The 16,305-nt window shown below is 66.8% G+C and carries 17 protein-coding genes and 1 pseudogene; 10 read left to right on the forward strand and 8 right to left on the reverse strand.

Annotated elements, in window-relative coordinates; translation table 11 throughout:
- Nucleotides 1–76: 76 nt before the first annotated feature.
- On the reverse strand, nucleotides 77–838 hold the full coding sequence (locus AC3WLY_RS08175) for a 2-keto-4-pentenoate hydratase (RefSeq protein ID WP_175961828.1): 762 nt from the start codon (nucleotides 836–838) through the stop codon (nucleotides 77–79).
- Nucleotides 839–1,263: 425 nt separating this feature from the next.
- Here AC3WLY_RS08175 and AC3WLY_RS08180 point away from each other — a divergent pair, with 425 nt between their 5' ends.
- Nucleotides 1,264–1,740, forward strand: coding sequence for a universal stress protein (locus AC3WLY_RS08180; RefSeq protein WP_492310555.1), 477 nt, complete (start codon nucleotides 1,264–1,266; stop codon nucleotides 1,738–1,740).
- A gap of 15 nt (nucleotides 1,741–1,755) precedes the next feature.
- A complete protein-coding gene (locus AC3WLY_RS08185; protein WP_175961826.1) occupies nucleotides 1,756–1,947 on the forward strand; it encodes a DUF2964 family protein in 192 nt (63 codons plus the stop codon).
- A 133-nt stretch (nucleotides 1,948–2,080) separates the two neighbouring features.
- On the opposite strand, the gene AC3WLY_RS08190 is transcribed toward AC3WLY_RS08185, so the two are convergent.
- The gene (locus tag AC3WLY_RS08190) at nucleotides 2,081–3,274 is read right to left on the reverse strand and encodes a tetratricopeptide repeat protein (protein WP_492310554.1); all 1,194 of its coding nucleotides are present in this window, start codon (nucleotides 3,272–3,274) and stop codon (nucleotides 2,081–2,083) included.
- On the opposite strand from AC3WLY_RS08190, the gene AC3WLY_RS08195 reads away from it, so the two are divergent.
- The 4 genes from AC3WLY_RS08195 to AC3WLY_RS08210 all read left to right on the forward strand — a co-directional run bounded on the left by AC3WLY_RS08195 (nucleotide 3,273) and on the right by AC3WLY_RS08210 (nucleotide 6,855).
- Entirely contained in the window at nucleotides 3,273–3,482 is a 210-nt protein-coding gene (locus tag AC3WLY_RS08195) for a hypothetical protein (RefSeq protein ID WP_425131941.1), read from the forward strand. The genes AC3WLY_RS08190 and AC3WLY_RS08195 overlap by 2 nt on opposite strands.
- Nucleotides 3,483–3,630: 148 nt before the next feature.
- The gene (locus tag AC3WLY_RS08200; protein ID WP_492310553.1) at nucleotides 3,631–5,352 is read left to right on the forward strand and encodes a site-specific integrase; all 1,722 of its coding nucleotides are present in this window, start codon (nucleotides 3,631–3,633) and stop codon (nucleotides 5,350–5,352) included.
- A 164-nt stretch (nucleotides 5,353–5,516) separates the two neighbouring features.
- The gene (locus AC3WLY_RS08205) at nucleotides 5,517–5,840 is read left to right on the forward strand and encodes a TfoX/Sxy family protein (RefSeq protein ID WP_425131943.1); all 324 of its coding nucleotides are present in this window, start codon (nucleotides 5,517–5,519) and stop codon (nucleotides 5,838–5,840) included.
- Between the two features lie 94 nt (nucleotides 5,841–5,934).
- Entirely contained in the window at nucleotides 5,935–6,855 is a 921-nt protein-coding gene (locus AC3WLY_RS08210; RefSeq protein WP_175961822.1) for a hypothetical protein, read from the forward strand.
- Nucleotides 6,856–6,880: 25 nt separating this feature from the next.
- On the opposite strand, the gene AC3WLY_RS08215 is transcribed toward AC3WLY_RS08210, so the two are convergent.
- The gene (locus tag AC3WLY_RS08215; protein ID WP_492310552.1) at nucleotides 6,881–8,032 is read right to left on the reverse strand and encodes a branched-chain amino acid ABC transporter substrate-binding protein; all 1,152 of its coding nucleotides are present in this window, start codon (nucleotides 8,030–8,032) and stop codon (nucleotides 6,881–6,883) included.
- A 40-nt stretch (nucleotides 8,033–8,072) separates the two neighbouring features.
- Complete coding sequence (locus tag AC3WLY_RS08220) at nucleotides 8,073–9,302, reverse strand: NAD(P)/FAD-dependent oxidoreductase (RefSeq protein ID WP_492310551.1); 1,230 nt, start codon at nucleotides 9,300–9,302, stop codon at nucleotides 8,073–8,075.
- 231 nt (nucleotides 9,303–9,533) lie between these two features.
- On the opposite strand from AC3WLY_RS08220, the gene AC3WLY_RS08225 reads away from it, so the two are divergent.
- Complete coding sequence (locus AC3WLY_RS08225) at nucleotides 9,534–10,946, forward strand: aminotransferase-like domain-containing protein (protein ID WP_492310550.1); 1,413 nt, start codon at nucleotides 9,534–9,536, stop codon at nucleotides 10,944–10,946.
- Between the two features lie 10 nt (nucleotides 10,947–10,956).
- On the opposite strand, the gene AC3WLY_RS08230 is transcribed toward AC3WLY_RS08225, so the two are convergent.
- Nucleotides 10,957–11,328, reverse strand: a complete 372-nt coding sequence (locus AC3WLY_RS08230) for a hypothetical protein (protein WP_492310549.1) — start codon at nucleotides 11,326–11,328, stop codon at nucleotides 10,957–10,959.
- Between the two features lie 30 nt (nucleotides 11,329–11,358).
- Complete coding sequence (locus tag AC3WLY_RS08235; protein WP_492310548.1) at nucleotides 11,359–11,667, reverse strand: helix-turn-helix domain-containing protein; 309 nt, start codon at nucleotides 11,665–11,667, stop codon at nucleotides 11,359–11,361.
- Nucleotides 11,668–12,102: 435 nt separating this feature from the next.
- On the opposite strand from AC3WLY_RS08235, the gene AC3WLY_RS08240 reads away from it, so the two are divergent.
- Nucleotides 12,103–13,527: an aminotransferase-like domain-containing protein gene (locus AC3WLY_RS08240; RefSeq protein ID WP_492310547.1), complete on the forward strand. Its 1,425-nt coding sequence runs from the start codon at nucleotides 12,103–12,105 to the stop codon at nucleotides 13,525–13,527.
- 393 nt (nucleotides 13,528–13,920) lie between these two features.
- Here the strand turns inward: AC3WLY_RS08240 and AC3WLY_RS08245 are convergent.
- Together AC3WLY_RS08245 and AC3WLY_RS08250 are read right to left on the reverse strand one after the other, a co-directional pair.
- Nucleotides 13,921–14,036 (reverse strand): annotated as a pseudogene (locus AC3WLY_RS08245) (IS5/IS1182 family transposase); the annotation flags it as partial.
- Nucleotides 14,030–14,662, reverse strand: a complete 633-nt coding sequence (locus tag AC3WLY_RS08250) for a TetR/AcrR family transcriptional regulator (RefSeq protein ID WP_492310546.1) — start codon at nucleotides 14,660–14,662, stop codon at nucleotides 14,030–14,032. The gene AC3WLY_RS08250 and the pseudogene AC3WLY_RS08245, both read right to left, overlap by 7 nt.
- A 282-nt stretch (nucleotides 14,663–14,944) precedes the next feature.
- Between AC3WLY_RS08250 and AC3WLY_RS08255 the strand changes: the two genes are divergently transcribed.
- Together AC3WLY_RS08255 and AC3WLY_RS08260 are read left to right on the forward strand one after the other, a co-directional pair.
- On the forward strand, nucleotides 14,945–15,838 hold the full coding sequence (locus AC3WLY_RS08255; protein WP_310133705.1) for an NAD(P)/FAD-dependent oxidoreductase: 894 nt from the start codon (nucleotides 14,945–14,947) through the stop codon (nucleotides 15,836–15,838).
- A gap of 57 nt (nucleotides 15,839–15,895) precedes the next feature.
- Nucleotides 15,896–16,273 (forward strand): antibiotic biosynthesis monooxygenase family protein, encoded by a 378-nt coding sequence (locus AC3WLY_RS08260; RefSeq protein WP_175961815.1) that lies wholly within the window; start codon nucleotides 15,896–15,898, stop codon nucleotides 16,271–16,273.
- Nucleotides 16,274–16,305: the final 32 nt, after the last annotated feature.

Raw genomic sequence — 16,305 nt, forward strand, 5'->3', positions numbered from 1 at the left:
TTCGCGTGATCGGTGTTGAGGCCACGCGCGATGAGGCTGCCGTCACGCAAGGTCGGGCGGCAGCGCGCGTGACACATTACGCCGTCAACGTCACCGACAAACTGCCGAGCTCGCCGAAGCGGACCGTCAGCGCATCGCCGAGCGGCACATCGATCGCGCCCGCGTACGAACCGGTCGTCACGATCTGGCCGGCGCGCACCGCATCGCCGCGCGACGCGAGGAAATTGACGAGCCACACGAGCGGCTTCAGCGGATCGCCGTCGGGATGGCGGCCGTCGATCGTGCGGTTCAGTGCGCCTTCGAACGACAGCGCCAGCGTCGCGAGCGGCACGTTCAGCCCGTCGTGCACGACCGGGCCGACGCACAACCCTTGGTTGAATTGCCCGTCGGCCAGCAACTCGAACTTCGACGCGCGCGCCGGTTCCGCATAGCGGCAGCCGAGCACCTCGAGCACGATGCGCACTTCGCGGATCGCGCCGCGCACGTCGTTCTCGTCGTACGGCTCGCCGCGCGCGGGCAGGTCGCGATCGAGCACGAACGCGATTTCCGGTTCGATCCGCACGATCGGCCCGCCGACGACGCGATACGGCGCATCGGCTTCGCGGATCGTCGACGCGAAGATCGGCGCGAGGATCACGCGGTCGGGCGGCGGCAGCGCGCATTTCCATCCGCCGACGGGTTCGCCGAGCAGGTCGGCGACGCGCTGCTGGATCGCCAGCGCGGTGTCGACGTCCTCGGGGCGCAGCGCATCGGGCAGCAGCGGGCCGGGCGAGCCGGCATGGCGGGCGGCGACGAGATGCTGGGCGGCGCCGTCCACGCGTTCGGTAGTCGTTGTCATGTCGGTTGAGCGAGTTGAAAGTGAGCCGGCAAAAAAGGGCCGGACGAAAGTCGTACATTCGATGATAGCGCTTTCGGCGCGAGGGCCGCTCGATCCGGTCGCGCATTGGCGGCCCACGGCCGCCGCACGCCACCCTCGGGATCTCCGCTGGACGATCGGCTCGCCCCGGCGCCAGCAAGCCCGGCACGTTGTGCGACGCAACAGGGAAAGCGCTTTCCCGAGTGAATCGAACGACGGGAAACGAGGGTTTCCTTCCTGCGCGGCGGCCGAACGCCGCGCGCGTGGCGGGCGCCTGCGTCGCCGGCTGGCGGATCGAATGCCGGCCTGGCTTGATCGTCATCAACAACCGAACCCGCCAGCCGCCGATGATGGCGACATGGCCGCGCGCGATACGGTGCGCGGCAGTTCACCCCAGCGAGGTTTGCATGTACGAGAAGATCATGGTGGCCGTCGACGGCAGCGCTACGTCGAAACAGGCGCTTGCCGAGGCAGTGAGGATGGCACTGGCGGGCGACGCGCACGTCAGCGTCGTGTATGTGGTCGACAAGTCGGTGCTGTTCACTTACGCGGGCCGTTTGGACCCGCATGCGCTCATCGAGGAAATCCGCGAAGACGGGTTCAAGGTGCTGCGCGACGCCGAACAGATCGTCGCGGCCGCCGGCGCGAAGGGCGAGGCCGAACTCGTCGAGACCGAGAGCATCGGCGAGGACGTTGCGGAACGCCTGCAGCGCTACGTGAAGGAACGCGGGATCGATCTCGCGGTGGTCGGCACGCACGGGCGGCGCGGCATCCGGCGCGTGCTGCTCGGCAGCGTCGCCGAGCGCTTCGTGCGCGGCTCGAAATGCCCGGTGCTGCTGATTCGCGGCGACGACGCCGACGTATCGGCCGCCGCCGCGGCCTGATGCGGCGGGTGCGAGATGATACGCCGCCAGTACCGGATCGTTGTCGCGGCGATCGCCGTGTTCGTGTCGCTCGCGGGGATGATGGCCGTCGTGACGGGGCTGCTGTTCGATGAAGCGATGGCGCTGCGCGGCGGCGCGATCGCGTTGCTCGTCGGCGTGGCCGGCTTCGTCGTGATGCTCAATCCGGGCGTGAAAGGCGAGGAGTGACGCGGGGCATGCTCTGCCCGCGTCTCCCGGTCGACCGGGCCCGACAGGTCCGGCGGCCGTCTGTCGAAAAGCCGGCGGTAGCCGCGGCCGAACCGGCACCGGCCCCGTCGCTTCGCGCCGCTGCCCGGCGCCGTTACTCCGCTTGCGCGCCTGCCGTTCCCGGCGCCTTCGCGCCGTCCTGCCCGATCTGTATCTCCAGCCGCTTCGCCGTTTCCTCCAGCTCCGCGTTCTTCGGCTGAATCTTCCGCGCCTGCGCGAACGCAGCGCGCGCCTCATCCTGGCGTCCCAGCTTCCACAGCACTTCGCCCCTGTGCGTCAGGCCGGTCGCATAGGCTTCGCGCGTGTCGCTGTCGTCGTTGCCGTTCTTCGCGAAGATCGCGATCGACCGGTCGAACCACGCGAGCGCCTCGTCGTTGCGACCGAGGCGATACAGCGCCCAGCCCTTGCTGTCGAGCGCATACGCATCGTCCGGTGACTTCGCGAGATGCGCGTCGATCATCGCGAGCCCGCGATCGACTTCCACACCCGCGTCGACGAGCCGATAGCCGATGTCGTTCAGGCGATCGTCGGGGATCTCGCCGAGATCGAGCACGGCGGCGACACGGCTCGCGTCGTGCCCGGCGATCGCGAGCGACAGCAGCTTGGTGACGATCTGTTGCCGCAATTCGGTGCTGATCCGGCTGCCGTTGGCTACCAGGCTGCCGAGGTATTGTGTGTACAGGTCCGGCGCGCCGGGATTGCTCGCGCCGTTCGCGATGGCCGCGCCCGGGCCCGCGCACCAGTCGGCGTCGGCGGACCCGGCCAGCGTCCCGGCGTACAGACTGACGTTCCGCGGCGTGCGCGATTGCGCGTAGTAGGTGTAGCCGTTCGCATCCGAGTAGCCGCACGCCAGATATTCGTTTTCCACGTCCAGTACATACGGGAATTTGCCGAGCGGCTCATTGCCGAATGGCTCGACCAGCCGGAACGATTCGCCCATGTCGCCTTCGCCGACGACCGCGTTGAACACCCACTGCTTCTGCGGATGAACCTTCGGCAGCCGGATTCTGACGGTGCGCCCGGCAGCGTCGGTCGTGCCGAAGATCACGCTGTCGTGCTGGTCCGGCTTGACGGGCAGGCCCGCGATGACCTGGCCGGGCAGGAACAGCCGGTACCGCGCATTCGGCAGCGGCTGGTGCGTGACGGGGTCGCGCAGCACGAACCGGTGAACATGAGCGCCTGTCCCGAACGACGCCGTCGGCGCGATGTAGGTGCGCGCGTGGGCGGCGGGCAGCGCGGTGCAGCTCAAGGCCACGGCAACGAGCGCGGCAAGAAGGCGTGATGTCATGAAATTGTGGTTCTTATATGTAGCGGTTTTATTGACCGACGGCCGGAAATGCATTGAACGTCCGGCGCAACCTTCGATAAACAACGGGCTGTGGCCCGCGAATCCCGATGCGGATGGCCGGATCGTCCAGCGCAATTCAATGCGGATCCCGACCGCAGCAGCGTGGAAGATGCGGACGGGTGACGCGCGAATGCAGGGCGCAGCATAACAGGCGCGTGCGGTGCAGTTGCGCCCACCTATTTTTGTTGTTGCGGCCGGATGAACGACATCGTGATTTGTATCAAATCATGATCGTCGTGCCGGGAGCGCCGCGCACGACGCTTCCGGCCGCGCGCGCTTCTGTCAAACTGGCGCCCATGAAACCGCGCCTCACCTCACCGCCTTCCTCCGATGCCGCGCCTGCGCCCGCAGGTTTTCCCGATGCCGACGAACTGGCCGCGCTGCGCGCGTGGTACGCGGGCATGACCGTGCGCCAGGCCGTCGAACGCTACCTGCCCGATCGTCTCGGCGCAGGGCGCTCGGCGCGCGGCGTGATCGGCGGCATTCGCCGCCGCCTCGTGCGCGTCGCACGGCTGGCCGGCCGGCCCGATCTCGCGGAACGGCTCGGTCATCCCGACGGTGAGCGTGTGCGGGAGGCGAAGGCCGCGACCGAAGCGATCGGCCTGCTGCGTCATGCGCGCGCGCCGGTCCCGCAGATCAGCGACGACGTCGGCCTGTGGCTGCCCGCGCGCGCGGTCGCCGCGCTGCGTGCGCACGGGATTGCGACGCTCGCGGATCTGACCGTGCGGATTCCGCGCCGGCGCCAGTGGTGGAGCGCGATTCCTGGCCTCGGCATGGCCAGTGCACGACGCATCGAGGCGTTTTTTGCCGCGCATCCGGACCTGACCGAACGGGCGCGCGCGCTGATCGCCGCGACACCGCGCAGCAACATCGTGCCGTGGGAGCAGTTGAAGCTGCCGCACGAAGTCGACGGTTCGGCCGGCACGTTCCGCGCGCCGCGCGCGACCAGCACGCTCGACGCGGACAACGATTACGCGGCCGTGCACGCATGGCTGTCTCTGCACGAATCGGCTGCGACGCGGCGCGCATACCGGAAAGAGGCCGAGCGGCTGATCCTGTGGGCGATCGTCGAGCGCGGCCGCGCGCTGTCGTCGCTGACGACGGAGGATGCGGTCGCGTATCGCGCGTTCGTGCGGCGCCCGACGCCGCACGAGCGCTGGGTCGGGCCCGTGCGGCCGCGCGGCGCGCCCGACTGGCGGCCGTTCTCCGGCGGGCTGTCCGCGCGCTCGGCGGCGTACACGCTGTCGGTGCTCGGCGCGCTGTTCCGCTGGCTGATCGAGCAGCGCTACCTGCTCGCGAATCCGTTCGCGGGTGTCAAGGTGCGCGACACGCGCGGCCCGAACGCACTCGACACGTCGCATGCGTTCACCGAAGGCGAGTGGCTGCTGGTCCGCACGATCGCCGACGGGCTCGAGTTCCGCAAGGACGCGTCGTCCGGCTGGACGCTCGCCGCCGCGCAACGGCTGCGCTTCATCCTCGATTTCGGTTATGCGACCGGACTGCGCGCGAGCGAGCTGGTCGGCGCGACGCTCGGCGACATCGAGACGGATGCGCACGGCGACGCATGGCTGAAGGTGATCGGCAAGGGGCGCAAGGCCGCGCGCGTCGCGCTGCCGCCGCTGGCGCGCACGGCGCTCGATCGTCATCTGGTCGCGCGCCGGTTGCCGGTCACGCCGGTGCGCTGGCGGCCCGACACGCCGCTGATCCCGAGCCTCGCGGAAGACGGCGCGGCCGCGATCACGAGCGTGCGGCTGTGGAAGGTGATGCAGCGCTTTTTCGCGCAGACGGCCGATGTCGTCGATGCCGATAACCCGGCGCTTGCGCAGAAGCTGCGGCAGGCGAGCCCGCACTGGATGCGTCATACGCATGCGACGCACGCGCTTGCGCGCGGCGCGGAGTTGACGACCGTGCGAGACAACTTGCGGCATGCGTCGATTTCGACGACGTCGATCTATCTGCATGGCGACGATGTGAAGCGGGCGCGGCAGATGTCGAATGCGTTTGCTGCAGACAAGTAGGCGAGTCGGAAGTTGCTGGCCGGGAACGCGCACGCGACGACAGCGGTCGATGGTTGGGCGCGTTTCCCGTCTGCGAATGAATGACGCGCCGCAGCGTATCTGCCGATCGAACGGAACAGTCCGGCCGATGCGACGGTCATACACTTTTTCACCAGGAGCAGCGGATGGCATCGAGCCAGGGCACGGTCGATTTCATCGTCGAGCAGATGGCGGCGGCCGGCACGGTATCGGCCCGCAAGATGTTCGGCGAATACGGCATCTATTGCGATGGCAAGATGGTCGCGCTCGTCTGCGACGACCGTCTGTTCGTCAAGCCGACACCCGAAGGCCGCGCGTTTCTCGGCACCTGCGACGAAGGCCCGCCGTATCCGGCGGCGAAGCCGCACCTCGTCATCGCCGGCGATCGCTGGGACGACCGCGAATGGCTGTCGGCGCTGATCCGGATCACCGCGGCGCAGTTGCCGGTGCCGGTGAAGCGAAGCCGATAGCGGCGGTGCGCGAAGCGCCACGTCGCGTAACGTCGCGCAGGCGTATTCTGTGACACATGCGTGCGACCAGCGCGCGCCCGGCGGGAGCACAAGAATGGAGACATCCAAACATCCGCGCGGCACGCAGCTTGCGCGTCGCGCCTGGCACGCGCTCGTCGCGGCCCTTTGTGTCGGCTGGAGCGCGCTGGCGTTCGGCGCGGACGGCGTAGGCGGCGCGGCGGCGCTGCTCGACCGTTACCACAGCCTCGGCGCGCAACTGAAGGACAACGCGTTTCACCGGCCGCTGACCCTCGAATCGTCGGAGGCGTCGTCGTCGCTGAAGGGCGACATCTACGCGGTGGTCGACTATCCGTTCGCGGTCGTGAACGGCCAGCTCAACGATTCCGCGCAAGGCCCGGCGAACTGGTGCGCGGTGCTGATCCTGCACCTGAACACGAAGTACTGTCGCGCATCGAGCGACGGCAACGGCCCGGTGCTCGACGTCAACGTCGGCCGCAAGATCCAGCAGAAGCTGTCGGATACCTATCGCCTGCAGTTCCGCTATCGCGTGGCGGCCGCGACGCCCGACTACTTCCAGGTCGACCTGACCGCCGACAGCGGCCCGATGGGCACGAAGGATTACCGGATCGCGCTGGAGGCCGTGCCGGTCGGCGCGTCGCGCACGTTCCTGCATCTCACGTATTCGTACGGCTTCGGCACGGTCGGCCGGATGGCGATGAAGACCTACCTCGCGACGGTCGGCAGCGACAAGGTCGGGTTCACGGCCGTCGGCGACGCATCGGCCGCGCGGCCGCAATACATCGGCGGCGTGCGCGGGCTGCTGGAGCGCAACACGATGCGCTACTACCTCGCGATCGACACCTATCTCGCGACGCTCGACAAGCCGCTCGACCAGCGCCTCGCGCGCTGGTTCGACGCGACCGAGCAGTATCCGCAGCAACTGCACGAAGTGGAAAAGAGCGCGTATCTGCAGATGAAAGCGCAGGAGATACAGCGGCAGCAGGCGGCGCGGTAGGCGGCGCCGTCCGCTGTCCTGCCGCTCAGTTCGACGCGCCGCCGACCGTGCGGATGCTGCGCCACTGCCCCTGTTCGACGCGGAACAGCGTGTAGGGCGGCTTGATCAGGTCGCCGCGCTCGTCGAACGAGATCTTCCCGGTCACGCCGGTGACCGACACGCCCGGCAGGCTCGCGACGATCCTGGCGCGATCGACCGAATCGGCCTTGCGGATCGCCGCGATCATCGCGAGCGCCGCGTCGTACGCGAACGGCGCATACAGCTCGACGTCCTGGTTGAAGCGCGCCTTGTAGCGCTGCGCGAACGCGACGGCGGACGGCAGCTTGTCGAGCGCGGGGCCCGGCTCGAGATCCTGCGTGCCTTCGCCCGAACTGCCGGCGATCTTCAGGAATGCGTTGCTTTTCAGCGCGCCGGCGCCGAACAGTTGCGCGCGGATGCCGAGCGAGCGCATCTGCTTGACGAGCATCGCGCCCTGTTCGTCGAGCCCGCCGAAGAACAGCAGGTCGACGTTGTTGCTCTTCATCGTCGTCAGGATGCCGCGGAAATCGACAGCCTTGTCGTTCGTGTATTCGCGGCCGACGACGCTGCCGTGCGCGTCCTTCACGCCTTTCTCGAACGCGTCGGCAAGCCCCTGGCCGAACGCGGTGCGATCGTCGATGATGCCGATCCGCTTCGCCTTCAACTGCTCGACCGCGAAGCGGCCGGCCACCACGCCGCCGATGCCGTCGTGCCCCATCGTGCGGAACACGTTCTTGAAACCCTGCATCGTCAGTTGCGGATTGGTCGAGCCGGGCGTGATCATCGCGACGTTCGCCTGTCGGTAGACGGCCGACGCGGGAATGCTGCAGCCCGAGTTGTAGTGGCCGATCACGCCGGCCACGCCGTCGTCGACGAGCTTCTGCGCGACCTGGATCGCGATGCGCGGATCGGCCTGATCGTCCTGCACGTCGAGCACGAAGCGCACCGGCTTGCCGCCGATGGTCGGATGCTTCGCGTTTTCCTCGTCGAGCGCGAGCTGCGCACCGTATTGCAGGTCCTTGCCGACGCGCGCGACGGGCCCCGTCAGCGGGCCGGCGAAGCCGATCTTGATGGTTTCCGGGTCCGCGGCCTGCGCGAACGCGGCGACCGTGCCGATCGAGCAGACGGCCAGCCAAACCAGCCAGTTACGACGATTCATGATGCATGCCTCCTTGCAGTGGTTGAAATCGCGGCGCGCGTCAGAATCGCGCGGCCCGGTATGGCGAGAGGTCCAGCGGCGGTGCGCGCTGGGCGACGAGGTCGGCGACGATCTGCCCGGTGATGCCGGCGAGCGTCACGCCGAGATGCTGATGGCCGAATGCGTGGATCACGCGCGCGCTGCGCCGCGCGCAGCCGATCACGGGCACACCGTCCGGCAGCGTCGGCCGGAAACCGAGCCAACTGCGCGTCGGCGCGCCGAGCGACGGCAGCGCCTCGCGTGCCGAGCGCGTGAGCAGTGCGACGAGCGAGCGGTTCATCGGGGCGTCGAAGCCGCCGAGCTCGACGGTGCCGGCCGCGCGCAGCCCTTCGTCGAGCGGTGTCATGTAGAAACCGCGCTCTGCCCAGCCGACCGGCCGCGTGACGATCTGCTCATGCGCGGCGAACTGCACGTGATAACCGCGCTCGGTATCGAGCGGCACCGCGTCGCCGCACGCAGCCGCGAGTTCACGCGAGCGTGCGCCTGCGGCAATGACCACGTGATCGAAGGCGCGCACCGAGTCGCCCGCCTGCACGTTCACGCCGTCGCCGACGGGCTCGATCCGCTCGACGCGCTCGCGTTCGAGCGTCGCGCCGCCGGTTGCGAGATGGGCGAACAGCTCGCCGAGAAACCCGTGCGGATCGGAGAAAAACCAGCTTCCGACGAACAGCACGCCGCGCGAGAAGATCGGTGCGAGCGCGGGCTCGAGCCGGCGGATCGCGTTCGCGTCGAGCAGCTCGAATGGCACGCCGAGCCGGCGCCGCAGCGCGAGCGACGGCTGCGCGGCATCGAACGACGCCTGCCGCGCATACAGGTACAGGCATTCGCGCGGGCGCACGAACGCCGCGAGCCGCGCGGTGGAGAGCAGCGGCGCATAGCCGTCGGCGGCGCGCGACAGCAGTGCGGCCAGCGCGCTCGCGCTGCGTGCGTGACGTGCCGGCGTCGATGCGAGCAGGAACCGCGCGAGCCACGGCGCGCCGCGCAGCAGGTACGGCCAGCGGATGCGCAGCGGGCTGTCGGCGGCGAACAGGAAGTGCGGGATGTCGCGGAACACGGACGGGCCGTTTACCGGCACGCAGCCGTACGGCGCGAACGTCGCGGCGTTGCCGAACGACGCGCCGTGGCCGACGCCGGCCGGATCGAACAGCGTCACGCGATGCCCGTCGCGCTGCAGCCATGCTGCCGCGCCGAGCCCGATGAAACCTGCACCCACGATGGCGACGTTCGCCATGACGCATTCCCTCCGGCACACATGGTTCACACAAAGTTGAGATAAAGAATCACACAGCAATTTTTTGTGTGCAATCAAAATAAGATTGTGTGGTGCTAGTGTTTACCCGATTTCAACTGGCTGATTCAACAGACTTTTCCGCTGGCGTTTGACGGGGAGGGGATGTCATATACAATCGCTGGGCAGGCCAAAATGGCAGACAAACGCTTTTTGTGTGGTCACAGGCGATAAATGGCATCAGACAAACTTTCCGGCGAGCGCGACGGCGATGCGCCGGTGCAGGCGAAGCGGCCGACTTATGTCGAGGTATCGAGCTCGATCGAGGAGGAAATCCGCAACGGCACGTATCCGCCGGGCAGCCGCCTGCCGCCGCAGCGCCAGCTCGCGACCGAGCTCGGCATCAACGTGTCGACCGTGTCCCGCGCGTACAAGGAACTGCAACTGCGCGGCCTCGTGATCGGCAGCAAGCGGCGCGGCTCGCTCGTCACCGGCGGCGCGATGCCGAGCATCGCGCCGGCCCGTGCGGCGCTCGCGGCGGGCAACGGCGTGATCGACCTGACCGTGAACCGCCCGGCGACCGGCGAGTTTCTCGCGAGCCTCGCGCAGACATTCGCCACGCTGCCGAACGACCCGCGTTTCGCCGCGCTGCAGGAATACCAGCCGCCGCAGGGGCCCGACTGGGCACGCGCGGCCGGCGCGCAGTGGCTTGCCGCGCCCGGCTTCGCGCCATCGCGCGACCAGGTGGTCGTCACGAGCGGCGCGCAGCACGGGCTGTATGCGGTGCTGAACAGCCTGATCGGCACCGACGGCGTGATCGTTGCCGATCGCCTCACGTATTACGGGCTCAAGGCGCTCGCGCCGGTGTTCCAGTTCGAGATCGTCAGCGCGCCGGCCGACGACGACGGCCTGCTGCCCGACGAGATCGAACGGATCTGCCAGCGCATGCCGGTCAAGGCGATCTTCGTCGTGCCGAACCTGCAGAACCCGACCGTGACGACGATGAGCCTCGCGCGCCGGATGGCGCTCGTCGACATCGCGCGGCGCCATCACGTGACGATCATCGAGGACGATGTGTACGGCCCGCTCGTGCGCGACCGGCTGCCGGCGATCGCGGGGCTGTGCCCCGAGCTGACGTTCCATATCGGCGCGACGTCGAAGATTCTTGCGCCCGGTCTGCGCCTCGGCTACCTGAGCTGCCCGCGCGACAGCGTCGCGCTGTGCGCGGAAGCGGTGCGCACGACCGCGTGGATGCCCGCGCCCACGTCGATGCTGATCGCGACGGTATGGATCGAGGACGGCACCGCCGAGCGGATTATGGCCTCGCAACTCGCGGAGATCCGCGCGCGCGTCGATCTCGCGCGGGAACTGCTGCCGGCCGGGCAGTTGAAGTCCGACCCCGCGTGCATGTTCGTGTGGCTGCGACTGCCGCCGCCGTGGCGCGCCGACGACTTCGCCGCGAACGCGAAGGCGCGCGGCGTGATCGTGATGCCGTCGTCGACGTTCGCGGTCGACCGCGCGGAAATCGAGCACGGCGTGCGCATCAACCTCGCGTGCCCGGCCACGCGCGACGAGCTCGTCAACGGGCTGCGGATTCTGTCCGGCACGCTGAAGGACCGGCCGCGCGCGCTGTTCGGTTCGATCTGACGGCGGGCGCTCAGTCGAGCAAGCCCGCTACGACGTCGACGATCCGCTGCAGCAGCGCTTCGTCGTAAGGCAGCCACGGCACCGCGCGCAGCGGCGACGGCGGCGGCTCGGTCGCGGGTTCGACCGGCTCGCCGTCGCGCATCACGCGCCCGGTCGCGCAATGCACCGACCACGCGCCGACGCGCGCATGGCGTTCGTCGATCGTCATCCTTCCTCGCGCAATCGCGTCGGCGAACACGAGCGACAGCACGTGCTTGCGATGGCGCGCCATCACGCCCAGCGGCAAATCCGACAGCCGGTTCAGGCGCTGCTGGCGATCCGTTTCCATCTCGCGCTGGCGGACCGGATCGACCGAGAGCGCGGCGGGCGGCGGCTGCCGCACGCGTCGCGTCGTCGTCGAGCGCGAACGCGGCTACGCTGACGAGCCGGTTGACCGCGCGCGCCACTTCCGAGAACACGACGCGATCGATCTCGCCGATTCGTGTTCGAGCAGTTCGTCGCTCGCATCGCGGAGGTAGACGACGATCCGCACACCGAGCCCCTGCAGGACCTGGAACACCTTGCCCCACTGGACGGTGTCCGCGCCGCGTTCGGCCTTGACCATGAACGACTCACTGACGCCGAGGCGGCCGGCCGCGTCGTTCCGGCGCCAGTTCTGTATTTTCCGGGCCGCGCGGATCACGCCGCTGCGGTCGGATGCCAGTTCGATCGTGTGCTGCATGGTCTGACTCCGCCAATGAAAACCAGTATTGCCCCCCAATTACGATAGTCGGGCGAAAGGCCATGCGGCCGTCGCTTCGGGCTGGCGCCGGCGGCGCCGCGCAAGGCTTCAGGCCGCCCGGAAATTTCATAAGACGTACAGTTCTCCCGCCATGCGCGATTCGCGCCGAACTGTACTCTTGTTCGCGCGATCGATGTGTGTACTCGTCGCCGACTGTTCTGCTTTTAAGATTCCATCATCAAGTGCACAGTGCCGCAGATCCAGTCGTACCGGAACCCTGCCGGCGCATCTTCAAGAGAGAGCCAGTGCGATGGAAAAGGCAAAACCGGAGGGAAAGATCAGGAATCACGACGGCCCGGTCGGCGGGCGGAACACGCGCGTGTCGGACGCGCAAGGCATGGCGGCGCGGTGGCGCATGCCGGCGGGAGGCGCGCGATGAAACTCTATGAAAAACTCGCGGACGATATCGAGCGCCTGATCCGTCAGGGCGTGTACCGGCACGGCGACCGGATTCCGTCGGTGCGGCAGGCGAGCCAGCAGCACCGGATCAGCATCACGACCGTGCTGCATGCGTACCTGCTGCTCGAAAGCCGCGGGCTGCTGGAAAGCCGCCCGCAGTCGGGCTATTTCGTGAACCTGCGCCGCGACGACAGCCATGCGCCGGTGCGCGAGCTGCGGCCGTCGAAGCCGATCGCGATCTCGTCGTCGGTGGACGTGAGCCGGCTCGTGCTGTCGACGCTGCGCTCGATCGGCACCGACGATGCGGTGCCGCTCGGCTCGCCGTATCCGGACCCGAGCCTGTTCCCGTTCGAGAAGCTGAACCGCTACGCGTATGCGGCCGGCCGCGACAAGTCGCTGTGGGGCGTGACGGACGGGCTGCCGCCCGGCCATCCGCGGCTGATCCGGCAGATTGCGCGCCGCTACCTGGAAAACGGGATGTCGGTGGACCCGAACGAGATCATCGTGACGGTCGGCGCGACGGAGGCGATCAACCTGTGTCTGCAAGCGGTGGCGAAGCCGGGCGACACGATCGCGGTGGAATCGCCGACGTTCTACGCGATGCTGCACGCGATCGAGCGGATGGGGATGAAGGCGATCGAGGTCGCGACGCATCCGGAATACGGGATCGACATCGCCGCGCTGGCCGCGATCGCGAAGTCGCAGCCGATCGCCGCATGCATGGTGATGCCGAACTTCCAGAACCCGCTGGGCTTTCAGATGCCCGACGAGCGCAAGCGCGAGCTGGTCGAGTTTGCAACGAGGGCCGATATGCCGATCATCGAGAACGGTGTGTATAACGAACTGTATTTCGGCGATACGCATCCGAGTTCGCTGAAGTCCTACGACCGCAGCGGAATCGTGCTGCATTGCTCGTCGTTCTCGAAGAGCCTGACGGCCGCGTACCGGATCGGCTGGGCGTTGCCGGGACGTTATCGCGATCAGGTCGAGAAGCTGAAATTCCTGAACACGCTCGCGACGCCGTCGTTGCCGCAACTCGCGATCGCCGAGTTTCTCGAGCGCGACGGTTACGAGCATCACCTGCGGCGGGTTCGCAAGGCGTATGCGCAGCAGGCGAACCTGATGCGCGCGATGGTGTCGCGGTTCTTTCCGGAGGGCACGCGCATTTCGAGCCCGGCCGGCGGGTATGTGCTGTGGGTCGAACTGCCGGCGCAGGTCGACGCGATGCGGCTGTATCAGCTCGCGCTGGAGCAGGGGATCACGATCGGCCCCGGCTACATGTTCTCGATCACGGACAGCTACCGGAACTTCATCCGGCTGAACTACAGCAGCCCGTGGTCGCCGGAGATCGAGCAGGCGGTGATCGCGGTCGGGAAGCTGGCCGCGGCGTGCATGCGGTGAAGGGGCGTGTGCGGTGTCTTGCGCTTCTACGACGAAGCCGGCCTGGTGCCGGCTTTTTCTTGGTTCTTCGTGGATTCCCGTGGATGTCGCTTGCCGACCCGTTGCTGCCGGTCGGTTGCCCGCGACAGCAACGGCCGGTCTCAAAGTCAAACCGCCATTCATTCGCGCCGGGGCGGGCGGATGTCGGCCTTTGCCGATCGTGCCTCGACCACCACAGTTGTCAGTCTTACTTCGAGTGATCCTTGGGGATGCTGTTCAGAACTCGTTTTGCCGCACTGAGCCATCAACATAGAGCCGATGCGGTGCAGGCGACGCGGCACCTGGCTCGAATGTAGCGCGACGTTCGGCATAAGGAAGGCGCCGATTGCCTGCCCGCTCGGGCGGCTTTTGCGCTCATGCAGTGGCCTCGCGCATCAGTCGTTCGTGCGTCATCCACAGATTGCTCAGAGCGAACAGCGTGTGCAACTCTGCGGGTTCTTCATCAAGCCGCGATAGCGCACGTTTAGATGTCACCGTGCGCGGCGATGAACATGGCGACGGCCGACCGGCAGTAGGATTCGATTTCGTTGCTGTCCTCTGCTCTCGCCTCATCGAAGCGTGCGATAAGCAGGAGATCGCATCCTTTGAAAAGCGCGGCAAACAAGCGGGCGGACCGGAGAGGATCGGGCACGTTCAGAACCGCCTTCGCGTGCAACTGGCGCAACAGGGCCTCGATCTGGGCGATGACATAGGCGGGCCCGGCTTCGTAATGGAGCTTGCTTAACGACTTTTGATTCGTCTTGTCGGCCAAAACCATGGCTTCCACACTGCGGACATCGGAGCTCAACAGCGTGCGAAGCAGGGATGATCCCGCCGCCATGAGCTGATCTTCGGCCGAACCGTCGACGCCTTCAAACAGGGCCTGTGGTGCAAACTGATGGCAGTGGGCCGCCATGGCCGCGCTGAACAGCGCTTCCTTGTTCTCGAAGTGCCGATAGATGCTGAGCTTGGATATCTTTGCCCGCTGGGCGACCTTGTCCATGGTCGTCGCTTGAAACCCCAATTCCACAAAGAGTTCGCAGGCGGCGTCGACAATCGTTTGTCGAAGCGCCTCGTTGGCGGGCCGGCCGCGCCGGCCGTGGCTGTTTTCGGTCACGACAATTCCAGTACTTGACAGTATTCAAATTCGTGAATTAGGATACCATTAAGTATCGTAATGTGCAAATCAAGGGCAGGTTTGAACCGGTTGTCCAGATCAGGTTTCCCCGGGCCGCCCGGCGATATCGAGCGGCGTTGTCGAGCCGGTCAATACAACATGGGCAACTTTCTCGCCAATGCCGAAGCCCTGCTCGCTGACCGTCTCGAGCGCCTATCGTCGGGCGATATTCCGTGCCGGCCCAACCCAATTTCCGCCATTCACAACACGGAGCCCCTCACCATGAATGACGTCATCATCATCGGCGGCAGCTTTGCCGGTCTCGCCGCCGCCCTGCAGCTCGGCCGTGCCCGCCGCAAAGTCACCGTTCTCGATACCGGCCGGCCGCGCAACCGCTTTGCCGGGCACTCGCATGGCTTGCTCGGCCACGATCACAAACCGCCGCTGGACATCCTGGTCGAGGCGCGGCAGCAGCTGGTGCGCTATCCGACGATCCGGCTGGTCGATGCCCGGGCCGAGAGCGTGTCTGGCGCCATCGACGATTTCTGCGTCGTCACTGACGATCACGAAAGCCTAAGGGCGCGCCGTTTGATCCTGAGCTATGGCGTTGTCGACCAGATGCCTGCTGTTCCCGGCTTTGCCGAAAGCTGGGGCACATCCATCGTGCCCTGCCCCTATTGCGATGGCTTCGAAGTCGCCGCTCAGCATTGGGGCCTTGTCTGGTCTGGCCCGCAGTCGATGAATCAGGTCAGGCTGTTCCACGATTGGACCGACACGTTGACGGTCTTCGCGGATGGTCACGACATTGCACTCGATATCCGGGCCGATCTGGCGCACCGCAGCATACCTGTCGTTGATGGACGGATCACCGAAATCGCCCGTCACGGAGGTCGTAATGCCACGGTAAAACTCGATAGCGCCCCCGATGTCGCGGTCGACATTCTGTTCGCGCATCCGCGCACCAAGCCGTCCGCAAGCCTGCATGAATTACTCGGCCTCGCCACGGTCAATACGCCAACCGGCATCGCCCTCAAAGTCGACGAGCGCCGCGAAACCAGTATGCCCGGCATCTACGCCGCCGGCGACCTCGCCAACACCGGAATGCCCTCGGTCACCACGGCATCATGGCAGGGCGCAACGGCCGGCATCTCCGCTCAGCAGTCGATGCTGGCTTGAGAGCAAGCAGCATCGATCACCCCAGTTTCCAATTTCACAATAGAAAGGAGCGCCACCATGGCCGCCGTAAAACCATTCAAACCTCTAGACGAGAAGTTTCCGTTTGACCGCCAACTCGGTATCGCGGCCGCGCCTGTCGTGCTCATCAACCTCTTCACGGTCGATCCCGCCGACGAAGCGGGCTTCCTGGACGCTTTCAAGGCGGCTGCCGAGATCATAACGAAGCAACCGGGCTTCATTTCGATGCAACTGCATCGAGCGCTCGGCGATAGCCCGACTTACCTGAACTATGTGGTGTGGGAATCCACCGAAACGGTCCGCGTCGCCTTCGCCCATCCCGAGTTCGTTGGGAAGCTTTCGGCCTATCCGTCATCCGTCGTAGCCAGCCCGCACCTGTTCCAGAAGGTCGCCGTCCCCGGCTTCTGCACGGCCTGACTCCGAAATATGACAAGGCGCGCTGGCGGGTA

It is taken from the genome of Burkholderia sp. FW306-1C-G01B, from assembly GCF_058781685.1.

Coding starts and splice junctions, on each gene's coding strand:
- AC3WLY_RS08175 (WP_175961828.1), bottom strand. CDS start 838: ATGACAACGACTACCGAACGCGTGGACGGCGCCGCCCAGCATCTCGTC.
- AC3WLY_RS08180 (WP_492310555.1), top strand. CDS start 1,264: ATGTACGAGAAGATCATGGTGGCCGTCGACGGCAGCGCTACGTCGAAA.
- AC3WLY_RS08185 (WP_175961826.1), top strand. CDS start 1,756: ATGATACGCCGCCAGTACCGGATCGTTGTCGCGGCGATCGCCGTGTTC.
- AC3WLY_RS08195 (WP_425131941.1), top strand. CDS start 3,273: ATGAAATTGTGGTTCTTATATGTAGCGGTTTTATTGACCGACGGCCGG.
- AC3WLY_RS08190 (WP_492310554.1), bottom strand. CDS start 3,274: ATGACATCACGCCTTCTTGCCGCGCTCGTTGCCGTGGCCTTGAGCTGC.
- AC3WLY_RS08200 (WP_492310553.1), top strand. CDS start 3,631: ATGAAACCGCGCCTCACCTCACCGCCTTCCTCCGATGCCGCGCCTGCG.
- AC3WLY_RS08205 (WP_425131943.1), top strand. CDS start 5,517: ATGGCATCGAGCCAGGGCACGGTCGATTTCATCGTCGAGCAGATGGCG.
- AC3WLY_RS08210 (WP_175961822.1), top strand. CDS start 5,935: ATGGAGACATCCAAACATCCGCGCGGCACGCAGCTTGCGCGTCGCGCC.
- AC3WLY_RS08215 (WP_492310552.1), bottom strand. CDS start 8,032: ATGAATCGTCGTAACTGGCTGGTTTGGCTGGCCGTCTGCTCGATCGGC.
- AC3WLY_RS08220 (WP_492310551.1), bottom strand. CDS start 9,302: ATGGCGAACGTCGCCATCGTGGGTGCAGGTTTCATCGGGCTCGGCGCG.
- AC3WLY_RS08225 (WP_492310550.1), top strand. CDS start 9,534: ATGGCATCAGACAAACTTTCCGGCGAGCGCGACGGCGATGCGCCGGTG.
- AC3WLY_RS08235 (WP_492310548.1), bottom strand. CDS start 11,667: ATGCAGCACACGATCGAACTGGCATCCGACCGCAGCGGCGTGATCCGC.
- AC3WLY_RS08240 (WP_492310547.1), top strand. CDS start 12,103: ATGAAACTCTATGAAAAACTCGCGGACGATATCGAGCGCCTGATCCGT.
- AC3WLY_RS08255 (WP_310133705.1), top strand. CDS start 14,945: ATGAATGACGTCATCATCATCGGCGGCAGCTTTGCCGGTCTCGCCGCC.
- AC3WLY_RS08260 (WP_175961815.1), top strand. CDS start 15,896: ATGGCCGCCGTAAAACCATTCAAACCTCTAGACGAGAAGTTTCCGTTT.